This is a genomic window from Methylobacterium sp. B1, assembly GCF_000333255.1.
Lineage (GTDB): Bacteria > Pseudomonadota > Alphaproteobacteria > Rhizobiales > Beijerinckiaceae > Methylobacterium > Methylobacterium fujisawaense.
Genome location: NZ_BACT01000364.1, coordinates 1 through 20,137, shown reverse-complemented (window position 1 = coordinate 20,137; position 20,137 = coordinate 1). Strand labels below are relative to the sequence as shown.

Genomic DNA, 20,137 nt, shown 5'->3' with positions numbered 1-20,137 from the left:
TGTGACTTTGGGAATGCTTGGCCGGGCTGCCGGGCGCGGCGCGGTGTGCGGCCACCTGCCGGCCGCCATCGCGCTGTCGCGAATCCGCCGTGCTTGGCGTGCCAGATGTTCTCGGCTAGAGCCCCCGCGGGTTAGCGAAGGTTGGCAGATCCTTGACCTCCGGTGCACGAACGTCGGACGTCCTCACCGTGCTGGCGAGCCAGGAGGGCGAGCGCCTCACCGTGGGCGACATCGTCGCGGTCCTACGGGATCGCGCCTTCGCGCTGCTCGTGGTCCTGCTGGGGCTGCCGAATTGCCTGCCGATGCCGCCGCCGATCCCACTGATTTGCGGCCTGCTCCTGCTGCTCGTGGCGATCCAGATCGCCGCCGGCATGTCGGCACCGTGGCTGCCGCGGATGCTGCTGGGCCGCTCCATCGCCTTGACGGATGTCCGGCGCGCTGTGACCCGCGCGGTGCCGATCCTGCGCCGCCTGGAGCGCTGGTCGCGCCCCCGCGTCAGCGTCTTCGAGACCGCGCTCGGCATGCGCGGCATGGGGATCGTCCTGCTGGCCCTGGCGCTGGCGCTGATCGTGGCCGCGCCCATCGTCGGGCAGATCCCGCTCGGTCTCGCCGTCTGCCTGGTCGGGCTCGGCCTCGTCGAGCGCGACGGTCTCGTCGTGCTGGGCGGCCTCGTCATCGGCGTGTTCGGCGTCGCCATCAATGCCGGCTTCGCCTATGCGGTGATCGCCGGGGTTGCCGGGCTCCTCAACCTCTGAGCCTCAGAGGCGGTAGCGGATCTGGTCGGTCCAGAAGCGCTCCAGGCGGCCGAGCGCCTGATTCAGGCGGGCGAAATCGTCCTCGGAGATCCCACCGATCGGCGTGATCGTCCGGGCATGCTTGTCGTACAGCCCCTGGATGATCTCGTGGACCTGACGGCCCTTGTCGGTCAGGCTGATCCGCACGGAGCGCCGGTCCGTCTTCGAGCGGGCATGGTGGAGGTAGCCCGCCTCGACCAGCTTCTTCACGTTGTAGGAGACGTTGGAGCCGAGATAGTACCCCTTGGTCCGCAGCTCGCTCGCGGTCAGTTCCTTGTCGCCGATGTTGTACAGCAGCAGCGCCTGGACGCTGTTGACGTCCTCGCGGCCGCGGCGCTCGAACTCGTCCTTGATCACGTCGAGCAGGCGGCGGTGCAGCCGTTCCACGAGGTGGAGCGCCTCCAGGTAGGAGCCCTTCGCGCCCAAGCCTTCCTCGGGAGCTTCGATCTGCGCGACTCGGGCGTTCTGGGTCTTCATCTCTGCCTCGCCATCCGATGATCCGGCACCCGTTCGATGCGGCGCCGTTGATGATGGCTAAGCTAGGGCTCGGGAATGAAAGGCGATTTAAGCGACAGGATGAATTCGCGATTTACTCTTCGCGGTAAAGACAAACTGAATGAAGATAAGAACGGTTCGTTCACCGTGCTTCCTGCGCCGCCAGCCAGGACAGCAGGAAGTACAACGTCACGACGCAGCCCCCGAATACGAGCAGCGGCACCGATAACGGCAAGAGTTGCGGTGTCAGAACCGCCAGCGTCATCGCCGACGTGACGGCGAGCAGCCAGATGACGCCGCCCCAGGCGCTCGTCAGCCACAGGCCGATCGCCGCGGCGGCATCGATCACCGCGAAGTAGACGATGGCGGATTGGCGGCCGAAGGGCTCGGCCTCGAAGGGGCGGACACCCGGCACGATGTCGAGGATGGTCGCCCAGGCGAAGACGCTCTTGAGCAGCCAGACGAGGGCCGTGAGCCGCATGAACCAGATCAGCACCGTATCCCACGTGCCGGGTGCCGGCCCCTGGACGCGCTCGATCCGGTCGCTGGGGATCCCCCCGGGCCGGGGCGTCCTGCGCCGGATCGGAAAATAGCCGGGCACTATCGGTGACTCGCGGAGATGATGGGCCGGCTCATGGACAGGGAACAGGATCCTGGTCTTCGGGAACGCAACGCGCCGGGTTGAAGCCGTTCCGCCGTCCTGCGTCAACGGTCGGGTTTCGCCGCACAGGTCCGGTGTGGTAGTCGAACGCCTCCGGCGCAGGGGCGCCGCGCGATCCGCGGCGTGGTCCGCGCGAACGGTAGCGAAGCCGCATGTCAGACACCCTGCCAGAGCCGCGCCCTCTCGCCGTGGAGGCCGCCCGCGAGGGCGCCCGCGTGGAGGGTCTCAAGATCACCCAGCGCCCGCGCCGCAACCGAAAATCGGAATGGTCGCGCCGGCTGGTCCGCGAGCATACCCTGACGGTCGACGATCTGATCTGGCCGATGTTCGTGATCGAGGGCGAGGGCCGGCGCGAGCCGATCGCCTCCATGCCCGGCGTCGAGCGGCTCTCGGTGGACGAGGTCGTCCGCGACGCGGAGCGCGCGGCGCGCCTCGGCATTCCGGCCATCTCGTTCTTCCCCTACACGGATGTGGCGCTGCGCGACCCGACCGGCTCGGAGGCGCTCAACGCCAACAATCTCGTCTGCCGGGCGGTGCGGGCCGTGAAGCGGGCCGTGCCCGAGGTCGGGATCATGACCGACGTGGCGCTCGATCCCTACACCAGCCACGGCCATGACGGCCTGATGAAGGACGGCGCGGTCCTCAACGACGAGACCGTCGCGGTCCTCGTCGAGCAGAGCCTGATCCAGGCCGAGGCCGGCACCGACATCATCGCCCCCTCCGACATGATGGACGGGCGCGTGGGCGCGATCCGCGCCGGCCTCGACAAGGCAGGGTTCCTCGACGTGCAGATCATGGCCTACGCGGCCAAGTATGCCAGTGCGTTCTACGGGCCGTTCCGCGACGCGATCGGCACCAAGGCCGCCCTCGTGGGCGACAAGCGCACCTACCAGATGGATCCGGGCAACTCGTCTGAGGCCCTGCGCGAGGTTCGCCTCGACCTCGACGAGGGCGCCGATTCGGTGATGGTCAAGCCGGGCCTGCCCTATCTCGACATCATCCGCCGGGTCCGCGACGAGTTCCAGGTCCCGACCTTCGCCTACCAGGTGTCCGGCGAGTACGCGATGATCGAGGCGGCCGCCCGGAATGGCTGGCTCGACGGCGACCGCGCGATGGTCGAGGCGCTCCTCGCCTTCAAGCGGGCCGGAGCCGACGGCGTCCTCACCTATCATGCGCCGCGGGTCGCGGAGCGCCTGCGCAGCCATCCGTGACACGCGGGCACCGCTGGCTCCTCGGGGCCGCGGTCGTCGCCGGCTTTCTCGGCGGGCTCGCCGCCTGTCAGGACACCCTGCGCCGGGATCGCGTCGCCACCTGCCGGCGGGCGTTGCCGGCCGTGGCGCCGCAACCTGGGATCCGGCTCCTGCGGGCGGCGCCGGGACCGGCGGCGAATTCGGTCCGGGTCGATTATTCCGACGGGACCCGGCCGCACTGGCTGACCTGCCGGTTCGATGCCGGGACGACCCTCGTCGCCCTCGCCACCGAGGGGACGACCCTGTCGGGGCCCGCGCTCTACATGCTGAGGCGATTCTATCTCGACACGCCGGACGCCGCGGCCGGCGACCCGGCCGGACGGTAAGGCAGTCCTGCAGCAGCGCGAAGCTGAGGCCGGGCAAACGCATCCTCTTGCGGCCTGAGCGGCGCGCACCCACCTTCTCGCCCGCAGCCTCGCTGGCAGGACGCGACATCATGCAGAACCCCCAACCCGGATACGCGCAGCGCTTCGACACGGCACCCGGCTATGCGGCGTCGCTGCCGGTTCCGTTCGTGCGGGCGAGTCTCGGCGGCCGGACGGTCGCCTATCTCCTCGATATCCTGTTCATCTTCGGCTTCACGGCCCTGCTGACTTTGCTGATCACCGTGATCGGCGTGGTCACGTTCGGCCTCGGCTGGACCCTGTTCGCGGTGCTGCCGGCGAGCGGCATCATCTATAGCGCGATCACGGTGGGCGGGTCGAAGCAGAGCACGATCGGCCAGCGGTTGATGGGCCTGCGCACCATCGCACCCGAGAGCGGCGCGCGGGTCGACGTGATCACGGCCGCGGTCCACGCGCTGTTGTTTTACGTGGCGATCTCGACCTTCCTGCTCTGGTGCGTCGACATCGCGTTCGGCCTGATGCGGTCGGACCGGCGTCTCGGTCACGACCTGCTGCTCGGCCTCGCCGTCGTCCACGCCCGCTGAGCGTCGAACCCGGCGATGAAAATCTGACGGTGCGACCGGTCGGGCCATTGAGCCTCGGCCGGTCGCCTGTACATTGACATGCCGGCGCCGAGAGGACGAACCCGGCGTAGGGCCTGTGAGAAGCGTGACCAGCCATCCGCGCGACACACCGCAATTCTACCTCACGGCCCCCTCGCCGTGCCCGTACCTGCCGGGACAGGAGGAGCGGAAGGTCTTCACCCACTTGGTCGGACGGCGCGCCCGCGACCTCAACGAGATCCTGACCCAGGGCGGCTTCCGTCGCTCGCAGACGATCGCCTACCGTCCCGCCTGCGAGACCTGCCGCGCCTGCATCTCGGTGCGTGTCGTTGTCGATGAATTCGTGCCGAGCGCCAGCCAGAGACGCATCCTGGCGCGGAGCGCCGACTGGATCGGCACGCCGGAGCCGAACCGGCCCGCCTCGGAGCAGTACGCCCTGTTCCGCCGCTACCTCGACGCCCGCCACGGCGACGGCGGCATGGTCGACATGACCGTGCTCGACTACGCCATGATGGTCGAGGACAGCCACGTCGACACCCATCTGGTGTCGTACCGGCGGCACGGGCCGGACACGGCGGTCACCGGCCGCGGCTCCGGGCCGCCGCTCGCCTTCTGCCTGACGGACGTCCTCTCCGACGGGCTGTCGATGGTGTACTCGTTCTACGATCCCGCCGAAGCCGCGCGCTCCCCCGGGACCTTCATGATCCTCGACCATATCCGCCGGGCCCAACGGCTCGGCCTGCCGTATCTCTATCTCGGCTATTGGGTCGAGGGGTCGCGGAAGATGGACTACAAGTCCCGTTTCCGCCCGCAGGAGCGCCTGATGGGCCAGGGCTGGGTGCGGATCGACTGATCCCGCTGTTGCCGACGGTCCACATCCGTTGCCGTCCCGTCATGGCCGATGCGCATTGAGCGGCCGGGCCGGCGCATGCTACCGGCCTCGCACGCAATACGGACCGTGCCGAGGCCCCCATGATCCCCCGCTACAGCCGCCCCGCGATGACGGCGATCTGGTCGCCCGAGAGCCGCTTCCGGATCTGGTTCGAGATCGAGGCCCACGCCACCACGGCGCTCGCCGAGATCGGCGTCGTCCCGAAGGAGGCGGCCGAGACGATCTGGGCCAAGGGTAAGGACGCGGTCTTCGACGTCGCCCGCATCGACGCGATCGAGGCGGTGACGAAGCACGATGTCATCGCCTTCCTCACCCATCTCGCCGAAATCGTCGGTCCGGAGGCGCGCTTCGTCCACCAGGGCATGACCTCGTCGGACGTGCTCGACACCTGCCTCAACGTCCAGTTGGTGCGCGCCGCCGACATCCTGATCGCCGACGTCGATTCGCTCCTCGCCGCCCCTCAAGACCGGGCCTTCGAGCACAAGCTGACCCCCACCATCGGCCGATCGCACGGCATCCATGCCGAGCCGGTCACCTTCGGGCTGAAGCTGGCCCAGGCCTATGCCGAGTTCGAGCGCAACCGCCGCCGCCTCGTCGCGGCCCGCGAGGAGGTCGCCACCTGCGCCATCTCCGGGGCGGTCGGCACCTTCGCCAATATCGACCCGCGGGTGGAGCAGTACGTTGCCGAGAAGATGGGCCTGACCGCCGAGCCGGTCTCCACCCAGGTGATCCCGCGCGACCGGCACGCGATGTTCTTTGCCACCCTCGGCGTCGTCGCCTCGTCCCTGGAGCGCTTGGCGATCGAGATCCGGCACCTGCAGCGCACCGAGGTTCTGGAGGCGGAAGAGTTCTTCTCCGAGGGGCAGAAGGGCTCCTCGGCCATGCCGCACAAGCGCAACCCGGTCCTCACCGAGAACATCACCGGCCTCGCCCGGATGGTGCGCGGCTACGTCACCCCGGCGCTGGAGAACGTCGCCCTCTGGCATGAGCGCGACATCTCGCACTCCTCCGTCGAGCGGATGATCGGCCCCGACGCCACCGTGACCCTCGACTTCGCTCTGGCCCGCATGACCGGGGTCATGGAGAAGCTGCTGGTCTACCCGGCCAACATGCAGAAGAACCTCGACCGGCTCGGCGGCCTGATCCACTCGCAGCGCGTGCTTCTCGCGCTCACCCAGGCCGGCGTGTCCCGCGAGGATTCCTACCGGCTGGTCCAGCGCAACGCGATGCCGGTCTGGCGCGGCGAGGGCGATTTCCTGGCCCTGCTCAAGGCGGACCCGGAGGTCGCCGCAGCGCTCGCGCCCGAACAGATCGAGGCGTGCTTCGATCTCGACTACCACTTCAAGCACGTGGACACGATTTTCGGGCGGGTGTTCGGCGACCGCTGAGCATACCGCACGATTCCTGCTTGGGCCCGCGACGAACACAGGACAGCTCTCCGTGACCGCTCCCCGCATCGTCTACCTCAACGGCCAGTTCCTCCCCTTCGAGGAGGCGCGCGTGCCGATCATGGATCGCGGCTTCCTGTTCGCGGACGGCATCTACGAGGTCTCGGCGATCATCGACGGCAAGCTCGTCGACAACGCCGCGCATCTCGCCCGCCTCGACCGCTCCCTCGGTGAAATCGGCATCCGCAACCCGCACGATGCGGCAAGCTGGGAGCGCCTGCAGACCGAACTCGTCGCCCGCAACGGCGTCACCGAGGGGCTGGTCTACATGCAGGTGACCCGGGGCGTGGCCGAGCGCGACTTCGCCTTCCCGAAGGCCGGCACCGAGCCCACCGTGATGATGTTCACGCAGGCCAAGACCGTGCTCGCCAACCCGCTTGTCGAGAGCGGCGCCCGGGTGATCACCGTCGAGGATCTGCGCTGGAAGCGGCGGGACATCAAATCGGTGGCCCTGCTGGCGCAGGTGCTCGCCAAGCAGCAGGCGGCCGAGGCCGGCGTCGCCGAGGCGTGGATGGTCGAGGATGGCGCGGTGACCGAAGGCTCGTCCTCGACCGCGTTCATCGTCAGCCGCGACCGCGTGCTCGTCACCCGGCCGCTCTCCACGGCGCTCCTGCCGGGCATCACCCGGGCGTCGGTCCTGCGCCTCGCCCAGGAGGCGGATCTGCGGATCGAGGAGCGGCTGATTCCGGTCGAGGAGGCCTACGCGGCACAGGAGGCCTTCTACACCAGCGCCTCGGCCTTCGTGATGCCGGTCATCGAGATCGACGGCCGCGCCATCGGCGAGGGGCGTCCGGGGCCGCTGACCCGGCGCCTGCGGGACCTGTACATCGAGGCCGCGCGTCGGGGCTGAAGCCCATCGGTTGCCCGGATACCGTCCACAGGTGGACCCTCCGGCCTTCCAGGCCCGCAGGAACGGATTCCGTCTCCGACTGTTCCTCCCCGAATTCGTATCCCGAACCGGGGAGGCTCTCATGCCGAAGAAGATCCTGATCGCCGCCTTCGCGGCGACTTTGGCGGCGGTGCCCGCCTATGCTCAGACCCCCAGCCCGTCTCCGACGCCGCCCGAGCGCGTGCGCCCGAATGCGGATGCGCCGCCGCAGGATCAGTCTCTCAGCGACAAGCTCCAGAAGAACGACGGGGTCATCAAGCCACCGGATTCCGGGACGACCGGGACTGTGGTGAAGCCCGATCAGTCCGGGACCATGCCGGTCATCAAGCCGCACGAACTCCCGGGCCGGACGCCCGGAACCGAGGCCAAGTAGCCGCGCCGGGCCTATCGCCGGACCGCAGAACGGGTCGCCCGTGCGGTGTCTTGCTTGATTTCGCTGGCTGGATCGCGGAAACGGCACACGACGTGCGCCGCCTGCACCCGTGGGCGGCGCCGTCCCGGTTTCCGTCGCGGGTAAGCAGGCAGGCATGGCCAACGTCGTCGTTGTGGGCGCCCAGTGGGGCGACGAAGGCAAGGGCAAGATCGTCGACTGGCTCTCCGAGCAGGCCGACATCGTCGTCCGGTTTCAGGGCGGGCATAATGCCGGCCATACGCTCGTCATCGACGGCGTCACCTACAAGCTGGCGCTGCTGCCGTCGGGCGTGGTCCGCGGCGGCAAGCTCTCGGTCATCGGCAACGGCGTCGTGGTCGATCCCTGGCATCTCGTGGACGAGATCGACCGGATCAAGGCCCAGGGTGTGGAGGTCTCCCCCGCGTCCCTGCGGATCGCCGACAACGCCACGCTGATCCTGCCGCTCCACCGGGAGCTGGATCATTTCCGCGAGACCGCCAATGCCGGCCTGAAGATCGGCACCACCAAGCGCGGTATCGGGCCGGCCTACGAGGACAAGGTCGGGCGCCGGGCGATCCGGGTCGTCGATCTGGCCGATCCCGACGCCTTGCCGGCCAAGATCGAGCGCGTGCTGACCCATCACAACGCCCTGCGGCGCGGCCTCGGGATCGACGAGGTCAATGCCGAGGCGCTGCTGTCGGAGCTGAAGGCCATTGCGCCGAAGATCCTGCCTTTCGCCGACACCGTCTGGGCGCTGCTCGACGAGGAGCGGCGGGCCGGCAAGCGCATCCTGTTCGAGGGCGCGCAGGGCGCGCTACTCGACGTCGATCACGGCACCTATCCGTTCGTTACCTCCTCCAACATCGTGGCCGCGCAGGCGGCGACGGGCTCGGGCCTTGGCCCGGGTGCGATCGGCTACGTGCTGGGCATCGCCAAGGCCTACACGACCCGGGTCGGCGAGGGGCCGTTCCCAACCGAGCTGTTCGACGAGATCGGCGAGACCATCGGCAGCCGCGGCCGCGAGTTCGGCGTCAATACCGGGCGCAAGCGCCGCTGCGGCTGGTTCGACGCCGTGCTGGTGCGCCAGACGGTCCGGACCTCCGGCATTCACGGGATCGCGCTGACCAAGCTCGACATCCTCGACGGCTTCGAGGAGATCCGCGTCTGCACGGGCTACATGCTGGATGGGCAGCCGATCGACCATCTGCCGGCGAGCCAAGCCGCTCAGGCACGGGTCGAACCGGTCTATGAGGTGATCCCGGGCTGGTCGGAGACGACCGCAGGCGCTCGATCCTGGGCGGACCTGCCGGCGCAGGCGATCAAGTATGTTCGCCGGATCGAGGAGTTGATCGGGGCGCCGGTCGCCCTGCTGTCCACCTCCCCCGAGCGGGACGACACGATCCTCATGCACAACCCGTTCGAGGACTGACGCGTCGCGCGCTATCCCGTTGACGACGCGTGATTCCGGCTGCGCTGCCTGTATCCAGTCCGCGCAGGCTTGATCTAGAACGGGCTGGCGGTCGGGCCTTCATTCTCGCGAATGATCCGCCGTATGCGGCGCAACCGGCGTGCGGGCACCGATCCGTGCGGCGGAATACGACAAACCGGCCGACGGCCGCGACCGGACGTGTCCGGCGGGAGCGGCCATCGGTCTCCGGCCTTCGACCGGCGTTGCCGGACGGCGGCCGAAGGGGCGGACCAGGGTATTATGGCCGATTACTATCCGCTTCTGGCGCGTGCGCTCGATGCGCTACCGGATCGAACGCCCGCTCTGCGCAAGGCGGTCTACGACCGTGCGCGCAACGCGCTCATCAGCCAGTTGCGCTCCCTCGACCCGCCGCTCTCCGAGGCGGACATCGATCTCGAGCGGCGGGCCCTCGACGCCGCGATCGAACGGCTCGAGGTCGACCATGGCGGTCTGCCTGCGCCGGCCAACGATGCGGTTCAGGCCTCTCCGGTGCAGGCGCCTGCACCGGTCGTCTCCGAGCCCATCGCGGTCGCGCCGGCGGTGCAGCCGGAGCCGGAGATCCCCGAACCGTCTCCCCCTGAGCCGAGCGTCGCGTCGAAGCCCGATCCGGTGCTTCCTGCCGCCAAGGCGCCGTTCGCGATCCCGGGTCGGGATAGCGATTCCGCATCCGAGTCCGGACCGCGCGAGGCACCGATCCCGATCACCTCGAGGCGCCCGGGCGCCTCCGCCGCTGCTGCGCCCGAAGGGCTACCCCCTGAGGCGGCGGCTTCGGCTCGACCTTCGGTCGAGGAGCAGGACGCCGGCGAGGCCACCGCAGACGTCGGATCGGGCCGTCAGCGCCCGCGGATCGAGGTGGTGCCGCTCCGAGCCGGGCGCTCCCGCGTGCTGCGCAACGTCTTTGTCGGAAGCGTCCTTGCGGTCGTGATCGGCTTGATCGCCGTCGCAGCCTTCCTGCTGCGCGACCGCCCACAGAATCTGCCATCCAGCGGTGCGGAGATTGCGGATTCTCAGCAGTCCGAGGCCGAGTCCAAGTTCGGCGATCGGGTCGGCGGCGATGCAGCGCCGGTGTCGAAGGCGCCTGCGCGCGCGGACGGTGCTGCCCCGTCTCGGACCAACGCGCCACCCGCCGAGGCGGGCGTCTCGGTCGCCCAGAGGGCTGAACTCGTCGAGGAAGGGGCCGGCGCAGAAAGCAGCCAGCCGACCGTCACGCAGGGGCGGGTGACGTGGCGCCTGGAGACGGTGAACGGGGAGCAGGGGCAGCCGGTTCAGAACGCGGTCGTCGCGACCGTGACCGTTCCGGAGGCTGGGCTGACGCTGGTGATGACCATCCAGCGCAACCTCGACACGACGTTGCCGGCCTCCCACACGGTGAGCCTTGCGTTCAGCCAGACCGGCAGCAGCGGCACCGCGCGGACGGTCCAGGATGTCGGATTGCTGCAGGCGAAGGATGAGCAGAGCGCCCGCGGTTCGCCAGTCTCGGGCCTGCCGGTCCGTGTCCGCGACAACCTGTTCCTGATCGGCCTGTCGTCGCTGCAGAACGACGTCGAGCGCAACACCGACCTGCTCCTGCATCGGAACTGGTTCGACATCGCGCTGCGCTACACCTCCGGTCGCCGGGCGGTGCTGACCTTTGAGAAAGGGACCGCCGGCGCCCAGGTCATGCAGAGCGCCTTCGACGCTTGGCAGTGATGAACGGGATCGTCCCCGGCGCTTAGTTACGCCGGGGACCTGCTGTCAGCGGGCTTCAATGCCGGTCCGCGGCAGCTCGCGACTGGCAATGTTGCGCTTGACCGCTTCCTGCACCTTTTCGAAGGCCCGCACCTCGATCTGACGAACGCGTTCGCGGGAGACGCCGAACTCGCCCGAAAGATCTTCCAGCGTGATCGGATCCTCGGCGAGACGTCGCGCCTCGAAGATGCGCCGCTCGCGGGCATTGAGGACACCGAGGGCATCTTTCAGCGCGGAAAGGCGGTTCTGGCCCTCCTGTTCGCGCGCGAGCACGGTCTCCTGGCTCGGGCTGTTGTCCACGAGCCAGTCCTGCCACTCGCCTTCGCCCTCCTCGCGCAGGGGCGCGTTGAGCGACGTGTCACCGGACAGACGCCGGTTCATGTCGATCACGTCCTGCTCGGGCACGCCGAGGCGCGTGGCGATCTGCGACACCTGGTCGGGTTTCAGATCGCCCTCATCGAGAGCGGAGATCCGTCCCTTCGCCTTGCGGAGGTTGAAGAACAGCTTCTTCTGGTTGGCCGTCGTGCCCATCTTCACCAGAGACCACGACCGCAGGATGTATTCCTGGATCGCTGCCTTGATCCACCACATGGCATAGGTGGCGAGACGGAACCCCTTGTCGGGATCGAAGCGCTTGACCGCCTGCATCAGGCCGACATTGCCTTCCGACACGACCTCGCCGATCGGCAGGCCGTAGCCGCGATAGCCCATGGCGATCTTGGCGACGAGGCGCAGGTGCGACGTCACCAGGCGATGCGCCGCTTCGCGGTCACCGGCGTCGCGCCAGGCCTTGGCGAGAGTGAATTCCTCCGACGGCTCCAGCATCGGAAACTTGCGAATCTCGTCGAGGTAGCGCGAAAGGCCACCTTCGTTGGCGAGCACGGGAAGCGTACCGGCCATGGCTTTCTCCTGAACCTGTGTCCCCCTGCCGGGCGGACGCGACGGACAACAGTGCCGTCTACTCGGGCCGCTCTTGAGCCGACCCTGCCGGCCACCCATCTCATGGGAGTCGCCGGGGAGCCGGTCACGGTCGATGACACCCACGTCGCCAACAACGCGCCACCGGCGATTTTGATCGTACCATGTCACGATGTGACGCGGTACGGGGTGTTCTTTCGCACGCCGCAAGGGGCAGTTACAGGCGCGCCGGGTCGCCTGCGTCGGCCCGGAGTGCCTGGATCAGGGCCGTCATGTCGGTCGGCAGCGCACTCTCGAAGCGCAGCGTCTCACCCGTGCGCGGGTGACTGAAGCCGAGCAGTTCCGCGTGGAGCGCCTGCCGTCCCAGGGCCGTTAGAGCGGCACGCGCCTCCAGACTCAGGCGGGCCGCCTTGGTGCGGAAGGCACCCCCGTAGACCGTGTCCCCGAGCAGGGGATGTCCGCGATGGGCGAGATGCACGCGGATCTGATGCGTGCGACCCGTCTCCAGGCGACACCGCACGAGGGTGGCCTCGCGATAGGTCTCGGCGACGGCATAATGCGTGACCGCATGGCGGCCGCTGTCGTCGGAGACGACGGCGATCTTTTCCCGATTGAACCGGGACCGGGCGAGACTGGCCCGGATCGTGCCCGCCCGCGGCTGGGGCAGGCCCCAGACCAATGCGGCGTAGGCGCGTTCCAGCGGCCCGGTCCGGCCGTGATCGGCGAATTGCGCGGTGAGGCCCTGATGCGCCGCGTCGTTCTTGGCGACGACGATCAGGCCGCTCGTGTCCTTGTCGAGGCGATGGACGATGCCGGGGCGGCGCACCCCGCCGATCCCGGACAGGCTGGCCCCGCAATGGGCGATGAGGGCGTTGACCAGCGTCCCGCTCTCGTGGCCCGGCGCCGGGTGGACCACCAGGCCGGCCGGCTTGTCGATGACGATCAGATCGTCATCCTCGTAGACGATCGGCAGGTCTGCGGCTTCGGCCACCGGCTCGGCCGGTGCCGGAGGCGGCACGGTGAGGATGATGGACGCGCCGGCGGCAACTTTGGCGGCCGGATCGCGCGCCGGGAGACCGTCCCGCTTCACATGGCCTGCGCGGATCAGGTCCTGCAATCGAGCCCGGGACAGATCCGGGAACAGCGTGACCAGCGCTCGATCGAGCCGCACGCCTCCCTCGGCCACGATCCCGGCTTTTTCGACGTCTCCGTTGTCCACCACGATCCTTGTCCGCGCCCGATCTGACCCGCCGAGGCGGATTTCCTGACGAAGGCTCTTGCTCCGCCGCCGGGTCGTGGCTATAGCACCCCCGCGCCGCCGGAAAGCTCCCATCGTCTAGCGGTCTAGGACGTCGCCCTCTCACGGCGAAAACAGGGGTTCGATTCCCCTTGGGAGCGCCACCGGCGCATTTTTCCTAAATGTTGGCAGCATTTCACCCCATGGTGGGTGCCCGAGCCCGCAACTCCAGCGGGCCGCGCTGTCCTTCGGCGAAGCCTTTCCAAGCGCTGTCAGCAAGCCGTGCTCGCTGCGCCTCGCGCGTGTGGCCTCGCTCGGCGAGGGGGGCCGCGGTCGCCTGTTTAAGGCCTAGCGGCCGTGCCGACCTTTCACCGCTGAAAGACGCAGTTCGTCGTCAGGGATGTGCCGGAGATCCGGCGGGTCAGGCGGCTGGTCGCAGACCTGACGCGCGATCGCTTCATGTTGCAGGACGTGCGCAAGCGGGAGGGGTGAAGGCCCGCCGCTCGCCGCGCGATCGCTGGCTCCCTGCAGGTGGCCTGCGGCATCAGCAAGCGCGTGGCCGCATTAGCCAGCGGCTTCGGCCATTCGTCCCAGTGCGAGCGTAAGCGTTCGGGTCCGCAGGCGGCGCTGCGCATGCGGCTGGGCGGTGCAAACGCTTCCGGGTGAACACTCCCGTGCCAGACCACCGTGGACCCCACGGTGAATGGCTGCGCAGGGCTTTCGCTCGGTCGCAGCTTGCGTTTGATCAGGACGTGCTCGTCCGACCCGTCATCCTCGAATGAAAGCTCGAAAACGGAACGGTGCCCTGTCTGCACGGCACAGACGGTTCCGTTCCTCGCGCGTGATCCCCTGATCAGCGGCAGCGATGGCGCCGCCCATCCCGGCCGAGATAGGTCCCGGTCTGCGGATCGTAGGACCGGAAACGACGCGCGCAGTAGCGGTCATCACCGATGGTGCGATCCGAATCGACGTCGTCGTAGCCATAGGTGACCGGAGCGTAGCCGCCGCCATATCCGACGTCATAGCCGTAGCCGTATCCCGGATAACCGTATCCGCCGTAGAGGCCTCCCACGGTCACTCCAAGGCCGAGCCCGCCGAGACCATATCCGCGTCGTCCGTAGCCGTAGCCGTATCCGTAGGGACTTCCGTAGAAGCCTCGGTTCACGCCGTAATGCCGATGCAGGCCGTAACCGCGGTGGGCGCCGAGGTCATGCGCGAGCCCGCGATTGGGGAACCCGTGGCCGACGCCTGGCCTGCCGAGATGAGGGTTGCCGAAGCCCCGGTTGGCAAACCCACCACCACCGGCCGCCGCGGCTCCGAAATTGTGATTGCCGAAGCCCTGGTTGACGAAGCCGCCGCCGCCCGCCGCAGCTCCGAAATTGTGGTTCCCAAAGCCCCGATTGGCGAAGCCGCCGCCACCCGCTGCAGCTCCGAAGTTGTGATCGCCGAAGCCCTGATTGCTGAAGCCGCCGCCACCGGCGGCTGCGGCCCCGAAGTTGTGGCTGCCGAAGCCTTGGTTGGCGAAACTGCCGCCGGCCTGTGCCCGGGCACCGATGGGTGCCGCCAAGAGGGCGCCGGCGAGGATTGCCGATGCAATCGCTGTGACCGTCTGGTTCATGGTCGCCACGCTCGCTGTGTTGAGTCTATCTGGATCAACGTCGCGCCAGCGGCGGCCAATCCCGCTTCCTTTTGTCCTGCGACCAGATCGCTGGTCGATCCGACCGATGATCGGGGGCGTGCGATTGTCCCGGCCCGGTTACCCTTCGCCACTTAAGCCCCGCAGGCTTGGCCGCGCCGGGCATTCTCTTGCGGTAAAGCGTTACAGCTCTGATCGCGGATCCGCGCGTTCTCGACACCTGAGCTTCGGGTCTGGAAAGACCCGCCCGGTTTACAGGCGCGGGCCTCTCACGTGCGTCGGCAATCTTCTCCCCAAGACCCGTTCCCTCAGTACCGGACGGTGCGGATACCGCCCCCACCGCCACCCACGACGCTCCGGATCACCTCCTTGGTCGACGGGCTGATCCCACCATCGCCACGCAGACGACGCCCATCCGCTCGTTCGAGGCGCGCGACATCGTCGGAGCATCGATCCAACGCATCCCTCACCTTCGACGCGAGGGGACCGCCGCGGTGCGCGCCGGCGCCGCTCATCTCGAACCGCAGGCAGGATGCCAGGTAGCCTTTCAGGTCGTCGAAGGCGGCGGCTTGCGCGCCCGTCGTCATGACGATGAAGAGCAGTGCGGATCGGGCGAGCATGGGGCAATCCGGGAAACAACAGTTGTCATAGACAACGTGCGAGCGGGCCATTGGTCGCTTCAAGGCTCACCCGGCGGAGGCTGGTGTGCGTCTGCGCTGCCGGTTCGGGACGCCCGTGCGCCCGAGGCTGGCGCCCCGCCGTAGCCACCCCCTGCGATCCCATCCCGGGCCGCGTTGCTGTCGGCTCACCGCTTGTGGGTTCAAGTATCCTGACCCATGCAAGCCATCAGACGCGCACTTAATTCATGTGCCGGCGCCGAGCCTGAAGCTCCTGCTGAGCGAGCTTGCGTCCGACCTCCAACAGCAGCGCATCCGCGCGTGCTTTCAGATTCGGATCCTGCAACTGCGCGAGAGACTGCTGCGCGGCCAGAAGGAGTTCGGCTGCTCGTTCTAAGGGTGGCATGCAGAGTGGGTGCAACTCACCGCCTGTCGCCGCTCTCGTGCCGGTGCGCGACCGCGTCAGATCGATGATGATGCCCCGTCCCCGGATCGGACGCCCCGATGCGTCGCGAACGGTATAGCCACGGTCGAGAACCCATCGCGTAACACCATCAGCCGAAAGCACCCTGTACTCGGCAACGAAAGGGGTGTCTTCGTCGATGCTGCGGCGGATCAAGGCGTGGACATGCTCCTGATCATCCGGATGCATGCCGTCCACAAACGCCGATAGCGGAACGCCTGTGGCTGCGGCGTCCGGATCGACGTTGAACATCAATGCCACGAACGTGTCTGCACGCACCGAGTCCGAGACGATGTCCCAGTCCCAGGTGCCGGCCACCTCGACGGCGTCCAACGCCTGCTGCAATGCAGTGGGGCGAGTCTGGATGTCAACGAGCTTGAGCTTCGGCACCGAGACGCTCACGATTGCTGCGGGACCAACCTTCAGTTGCGAATGTATAAAAGCACTCACTCCGGCTTCAAGCGATATCGAGAACAATATCAACCGGAGCGTGTAATTGGTGCCGGATACGGCACGGATTGTGGTAAGAAGCAGCCGAAGTGGCGTTTTTCGCGCCAGCGCGGAGCGAGCGATGGGACAGAAGATGCCGCTTCAAGCGAAGGCCGGGTCGGATGGTTCCTGGGATAATCGCAGCGACAGCCGCCCCCCAGCTTCGGCCGGCGATGACGCAAGGCGTCTCGTGACCCGCATCGCGGGGGCGCTTCAGGTTCAACCGGACGTCCTTTACGCTCCCGACGCAGCCAATGCGCGAACTCACAGCGCCAAGGATGGCGCCGACCTCGATCAGCAGTGCGAGGCGCTGCTGCACGCCTACAGGCGTATCCGAGATCCCGAGGAACGCCGTCGGCTCCTGCTGCTCGTCCAGGACGCGTCTGAGGAGACTGAGGCTCTGATCGGACGCTCTTCCGCCTCGTGAGCAGACCCGCGCGGGGCCGAGCGGCCGGTTTTTGGTCATGAATAGGTTGAACTGACGGCACACGCCGAGAGATGCGAAGTGTGTCCCAGTCGCGAGACCGGACCCCCCTGACACAACCCTCGCACAAGGATCGCCCTAGGTGTCCGGTGTGGGGAAGGCGACAGGAAGGACGAGGACGAAAAGCCGCGTAACCTATCTCGACTTATTGCTAGAACGTATTGCGGACTGTCATGCGATTTGCGTCCGCAGCATAGAGTCGATTAATACTATCTCCGCGGTCGCAAAACCGTTTTAGGCGTAAAATCAATGACTTTGTAGTCGTATGAATATCGATTGCCTGCGGTGATGGGTTTCGTGGCGACCATAATGTCTTGGCGGTCGTATTGGAGGATTCCAGGACGTGCCGGATGCATGGCAGCGCTGTTTCAGAGAATACAGGGTCGCACCTCTGTCGCCCGGTCATTCGGGATTATAGATCGGCTTTCAAAGTTTTGCGTTAGGCTCATATCGATCATGTGGGCGCCACAGGCTTCAGCAGCCTTTCGGATACTCCGAAGACCTACATGACGGATCGATTCATCGGGTAACAGGAGGACGGTGGCAGCTTTGTTGGACTCGGCGTGTCCGTTGTTGGGCGTCGTGAGGAGCCAAGAGTTCCCTCCGAGCCCCCCATCAGGCCAACGCCAGCCGCCTTACGATCCGTCGGCCGCTGTCGCGCGCCAGCTTTGGTCGGAAGGCCTCGAACTCAGTCAGAGACGCCCGCATCAGCAACGGATCAACCGTTTCGGAAAAGCGATGATCGCGATCATCCGGATCGAGGAACCCGGGCTGACCCAGCAAGGGGCTCACCAGGCCGCCATCCAAGGATGGCGTCGTTCGAGGTATCCGATTGACTGGCCGATCCGAGCCAGCCGCGCCGCGTCTTCAAAGGGCATCACGGAATTTGCGGCGCTGGAGAAGGCGATCCGGTTATCGCTGCCTGTTCCGAATGGGCGGGCGACCATGGACGTCCGGCTCCGCTACCAGAACCAGATGAGGCGGCCGGATACCTCGTAGATGACGAACCAGAGCCCGACGGCCAGAGCCATCGACGCGACGACGAGAGCCGGATGAGGCTTCTTGCGGGTGCGAGAGGACGCGACGGGAGCGATCTGGTCCATGGGGATGGCGTGTTCGGGCCTCGTACCGATCGCATGCATCGAGGTTCCTCGCGCGGAAGACGGAATGTCCGGTGGATGCGGTCAGCGACAAAGGCGCCTTACCAGCAAAACCAAACCCCCGCGTCCTCATCAAAAGATGGATTGACGCCGCGGTGGCCGGTGTCGGATTGCGCACGGCGCACGCATCCGCGATCACCGCCGGGTCTTCCGTCTGCGATTGGCGGGAATATCGGGGACGTTCCGGGACGACGGTGGCGGAGTTTGGCCCCGCATTCCCTGCGCAGGCTCAGCCTTACGCCGCCGCGCCGGCCCTAGCTCAGCGCGCCGCCCGGGCCAGTCGGTCCCCTGTCGGCGGATCGTCGGGCGGCCTCCTGTCGCTTGTTGCACTCCTCGAATGATCGCCACGCCTCGCGGACAGGCGTCCGCGCGATCGTCGAGCGGCGTCATTGCATGCGGCATTGCATGCGGCACGGCTGTTCCGGAACGTTGGCCTTTCCCGCGGCCCAAGTTTCCGGCTCCGGAAGAATGAGCCAGGTCCGACGCGTCGCTGGGTAAGGGCAGCGCGCCCCGATCACGCTTCTCCGAGATCCCGCAGGAGTCTGTCGCGCGCGCGGCTGACCCGGCTCTTCACTGTGCCTGCGGGGCACCCGATCACCGCGGCGGCGGCCTCGTAGGGGAGGCCGTCGATGGCGACGAGGAGGAGCGCTTCGCGATAGGCCGGCTCGAGGCGGTCGATGGCGGCCTGAACCTCCTTCAGTCCGAGGGCGTGATCCTGTGCGGCCGGTTCGGAAACGGTGGCAGCGTGGAGGCCGTCAGGATCCGCGATCTCGAGGCGCCTCTTGCGCCGCCCGTTGATGAAGCCGTTGCGCAGGATCGTGAATAACCAAGCGACCAATCGGGTGCCGGGCTCGTATCGCTCGCGATGCTCCCAGGCCTTGAGCAGCGTGAACTGTACGAGATCATCCGCTTCGGCTCCATCGAAGGTCAGCGACAGGGCGTACCGCCGGAGACGCGGCACCAGCGCGATCAGGTCGTCCTTGAATGCATCGGGAACCTGCCCGCCGGCTTCGGCTGCATCGAGGGCCGCGGACAATCGATCCAGCACGGCGGCGAGCCGCGAGCCGACATCAACCGTCACGACCTCTGAGTAGTATTGCCGCAGCCGATGACCGAGCTGCGCATGGACATACGAGATGACGGGATCGGACGCGTCGGCCAGATCCCGCTTTTCGTCGGCGGGCTGCACGGGAAGCTCTCGTGTCGATAGGATGGAAACATTGTCGCAGCGGACGACACGTCCGGCGGAAGGGCGCGGACTTATCTCTGGTCGATAACGACAGCGTCAATGATGCAGGTATACCAGTGTAAAACGCGAGCGCAGTGGAACCTGCTTGTGCGCAACCCGTTTGTGCCCGGCTGCCGGAGGGGCAGCGCGCGCGGCATGGGGTGCGAGAGCGGTGACGGCGGGCGTCGACAGGCACGAACTCCGGCAGATCATCGCCGGCCTGAGCGAGGGCGTGATCCTGGTCGAGCCCGACCAGACCATCGCGTACGCCAACGCCGCCGCCCTGGCGATGCACGGCGCCGAGAGCCTCGACGAGCTCGGGCCGACCGTGGACGCGTACCGGGACCGGTTCTGCCTGCGCTACCGCAACAACGTCGCGCCCAACCAGTATCCGATCGAGCGCGTCGTCGCCGGCGAGCGCTTCCACGACGTCGTGGTCGAGGTGCGCCGGGCCGACAAGCCCGAGATGGATTTCGTCCACTCGCTGCGCAGCCTCGTGGCCACGGACCGCGACGGCAAGCCGAGCTGCCTCGCGCTGATCCTCAAGGACGTCTCCGACCAGTTCGAGGCCGAGGAGCGGTTCGAGCGGACCTTCAACGCCAACCCGGCCCCGGCGGTGATCACTCGGCTGTCCGACCTGCGCCACGTCAAGGTCAACACCGGCTTCCTGGAGATGACCGGCTTCACCCGCGACGCCGTGATCGGCCGCAGCGTCTACGAGGTCGACGTCCTGGCCGGCGCCCGCAACCGCGACCTCGCCGTCGCGCGCCTCGAGTCCGGCGGCACGATCCCCCAGATGGAGGCCTGCCTCGACCTGCCCGACGGCGGCAGCCGGTTCGTGATCGTCGCCGGCCAGCCGATCGCGATGGGCGACGAGCCGTGCATGCTGTTCACCTTCGCCGACCTCGAACTGCGCCGGAAGGCCGAGACGGCCCTGCGCCAG

At 67.5% G+C, this 20,137-nt stretch carries 22 protein-coding genes and 1 tRNA gene; 13 read left to right on the top strand and 10 right to left on the bottom strand.

Annotation, left to right across the window (positions count from 1 at the left end; all coding sequences use genetic code 11):
- The first annotated feature begins 152 nt into the window (after positions 1-152).
- Complete coding sequence (locus I53_RS10740; RefSeq protein WP_210274666.1) at positions 153-755, top strand: exopolysaccharide biosynthesis protein; 603 nt, start codon at positions 153-155, stop codon at positions 753-755.
- A 3-nt stretch (positions 756-758) separates the two neighbouring features.
- Here the strand turns inward: I53_RS10740 and ldtR are convergent, their stop codons facing one another.
- Both ldtR and I53_RS10730 read right to left on the bottom strand, forming a co-directional pair.
- Positions 759-1,271, bottom strand: a complete 513-nt coding sequence (ldtR, locus tag I53_RS10735; RefSeq protein WP_043350258.1) for a transcriptional regulator LdtR — start codon at positions 1,269-1,271, stop codon at positions 759-761.
- 160 nt (positions 1,272-1,431) lie between these two features.
- Positions 1,432-1,890: a DUF6163 family protein gene (locus I53_RS10730; protein WP_043350256.1), complete on the bottom strand. Its 459-nt coding sequence runs from the start codon at positions 1,888-1,890 to the stop codon at positions 1,432-1,434.
- A gap of 212 nt (positions 1,891-2,102) precedes the next feature.
- Between I53_RS10730 and hemB the strand changes: the two genes are divergently transcribed.
- The 9 genes from hemB to I53_RS10685 all read left to right on the top strand — a co-directional run bounded on the left by hemB (position 2,103) and on the right by I53_RS10685 (position 10,923).
- A complete protein-coding gene (gene hemB, locus I53_RS10725) occupies positions 2,103-3,161 on the top strand; it encodes a porphobilinogen synthase (RefSeq protein WP_043350254.1) in 1,059 nt (352 codons plus the stop codon).
- The gene (locus tag I53_RS10720) at positions 3,158-3,526 is read left to right on the top strand and encodes a hypothetical protein (protein ID WP_043350251.1); all 369 of its coding nucleotides are present in this window, start codon (positions 3,158-3,160) and stop codon (positions 3,524-3,526) included. The genes hemB and I53_RS10720 overlap by 4 nt, the downstream gene beginning before the upstream one ends.
- Positions 3,527-3,636: 110 nt before the next feature.
- Positions 3,637-4,128: an RDD family protein gene (locus I53_RS10715; RefSeq protein WP_043350249.1), complete on the top strand. Its 492-nt coding sequence runs from the start codon at positions 3,637-3,639 to the stop codon at positions 4,126-4,128.
- 124 nt (positions 4,129-4,252) lie between these two features.
- Positions 4,253-4,999, top strand: coding sequence for an arginyltransferase (locus I53_RS10710; RefSeq protein ID WP_043350247.1), 747 nt, complete (start codon positions 4,253-4,255; stop codon positions 4,997-4,999).
- Between the two features lie 119 nt (positions 5,000-5,118).
- Positions 5,119-6,426 carry an adenylosuccinate lyase gene (gene purB, locus I53_RS10705; protein ID WP_043350245.1) on the top strand — a complete coding sequence of 436 codons (1,308 nt, stop codon included), beginning with the start codon at positions 5,119-5,121 and terminating at the stop codon, positions 6,424-6,426.
- Between the two features lie 52 nt (positions 6,427-6,478).
- On the top strand, positions 6,479-7,336 hold the full coding sequence (locus tag I53_RS10700) for a D-amino-acid transaminase (protein WP_043350243.1): 858 nt from the start codon (positions 6,479-6,481) through the stop codon (positions 7,334-7,336).
- Between the two features lie 121 nt (positions 7,337-7,457).
- Positions 7,458-7,748 carry a hypothetical protein gene (locus I53_RS10695; protein ID WP_043350288.1) on the top strand — a complete coding sequence of 97 codons (291 nt, stop codon included), beginning with the start codon at positions 7,458-7,460 and terminating at the stop codon, positions 7,746-7,748.
- A 154-nt stretch (positions 7,749-7,902) separates the two neighbouring features.
- The gene (locus tag I53_RS10690) at positions 7,903-9,195 is read left to right on the top strand and encodes an adenylosuccinate synthase (protein WP_043350287.1); all 1,293 of its coding nucleotides are present in this window, start codon (positions 7,903-7,905) and stop codon (positions 9,193-9,195) included.
- Positions 9,196-9,474: 279 nt separating this feature from the next.
- The gene (locus tag I53_RS10685; protein ID WP_043350240.1) at positions 9,475-10,923 is read left to right on the top strand and encodes a hypothetical protein; all 1,449 of its coding nucleotides are present in this window, start codon (positions 9,475-9,477) and stop codon (positions 10,921-10,923) included.
- A gap of 45 nt (positions 10,924-10,968) precedes the next feature.
- Here the strand turns inward: I53_RS10685 and rpoH are convergent, their stop codons facing one another.
- The gene (gene rpoH / locus I53_RS10680; protein WP_043350239.1) at positions 10,969-11,862 is read right to left on the bottom strand and encodes an RNA polymerase sigma factor RpoH; all 894 of its coding nucleotides are present in this window, start codon (positions 11,860-11,862) and stop codon (positions 10,969-10,971) included.
- Between the two features lie 235 nt (positions 11,863-12,097).
- Entirely contained in the window at positions 12,098-13,102 is a 1,005-nt protein-coding gene (locus I53_RS10675; protein ID WP_187294337.1) for an RluA family pseudouridine synthase, read from the bottom strand.
- Between the two features lie 103 nt (positions 13,103-13,205).
- Here I53_RS10675 and I53_RS10670 point away from each other — a divergent pair.
- Positions 13,206-13,281 (top strand) — tRNA-Glu (locus I53_RS10670).
- A 689-nt stretch (positions 13,282-13,970) separates the two neighbouring features.
- On the opposite strand, the gene I53_RS10665 is transcribed toward I53_RS10670, so the two are convergent.
- The 3 genes from I53_RS10665 to I53_RS10655 form a co-directional block, all read right to left on the bottom strand.
- Positions 13,971-14,735, bottom strand: a complete 765-nt coding sequence (locus I53_RS10665; RefSeq protein ID WP_043350236.1) for a BA14K family protein — start codon at positions 14,733-14,735, stop codon at positions 13,971-13,973.
- Between the two features lie 326 nt (positions 14,736-15,061).
- The gene (locus I53_RS10660) at positions 15,062-15,373 is read right to left on the bottom strand and encodes a hypothetical protein (protein ID WP_043350233.1); all 312 of its coding nucleotides are present in this window, start codon (positions 15,371-15,373) and stop codon (positions 15,062-15,064) included.
- Between the two features lie 238 nt (positions 15,374-15,611).
- Positions 15,612-16,223 (bottom strand): PAS domain-containing protein, encoded by a 612-nt coding sequence (locus I53_RS10655; RefSeq protein ID WP_043350281.1) that lies wholly within the window; start codon positions 16,221-16,223, stop codon positions 15,612-15,614.
- 181 nt (positions 16,224-16,404) lie between these two features.
- Between I53_RS10655 and I53_RS30400 the strand changes: the two genes are divergently transcribed.
- The gene (locus I53_RS30400) at positions 16,405-16,749 is read left to right on the top strand and encodes a hypothetical protein (RefSeq protein ID WP_187294336.1); all 345 of its coding nucleotides are present in this window, start codon (positions 16,405-16,407) and stop codon (positions 16,747-16,749) included.
- A 672-nt stretch (positions 16,750-17,421) separates the two neighbouring features.
- Here the strand turns inward: I53_RS30400 and I53_RS33880 are convergent.
- From I53_RS33880 to I53_RS10645, 3 genes are all read right to left on the bottom strand, one after another.
- Positions 17,422-17,598 (bottom strand): hypothetical protein, encoded by a 177-nt coding sequence (locus I53_RS33880; RefSeq protein ID WP_187294335.1) that lies wholly within the window; start codon positions 17,596-17,598, stop codon positions 17,422-17,424.
- Positions 17,599-17,768: 170 nt separating this feature from the next.
- Positions 17,769-17,948 carry a hypothetical protein gene (locus I53_RS33875; protein WP_187294338.1) on the bottom strand — a complete coding sequence of 60 codons (180 nt, stop codon included), beginning with the start codon at positions 17,946-17,948 and terminating at the stop codon, positions 17,769-17,771.
- 532 nt (positions 17,949-18,480) lie between these two features.
- Positions 18,481-19,155, bottom strand: coding sequence for a sigma-70 family RNA polymerase sigma factor (locus tag I53_RS10645; RefSeq protein ID WP_043350230.1), 675 nt, complete (start codon positions 19,153-19,155; stop codon positions 18,481-18,483).
- A 211-nt stretch (positions 19,156-19,366) separates the two neighbouring features.
- Here I53_RS10645 and I53_RS10640 point away from each other — a divergent pair.
- Positions 19,367-20,137, top strand: a 771-nt coding sequence (locus I53_RS10640) for a PAS domain S-box protein (RefSeq protein ID WP_043350228.1), incomplete at its 3' end; no start/stop codon positions are given.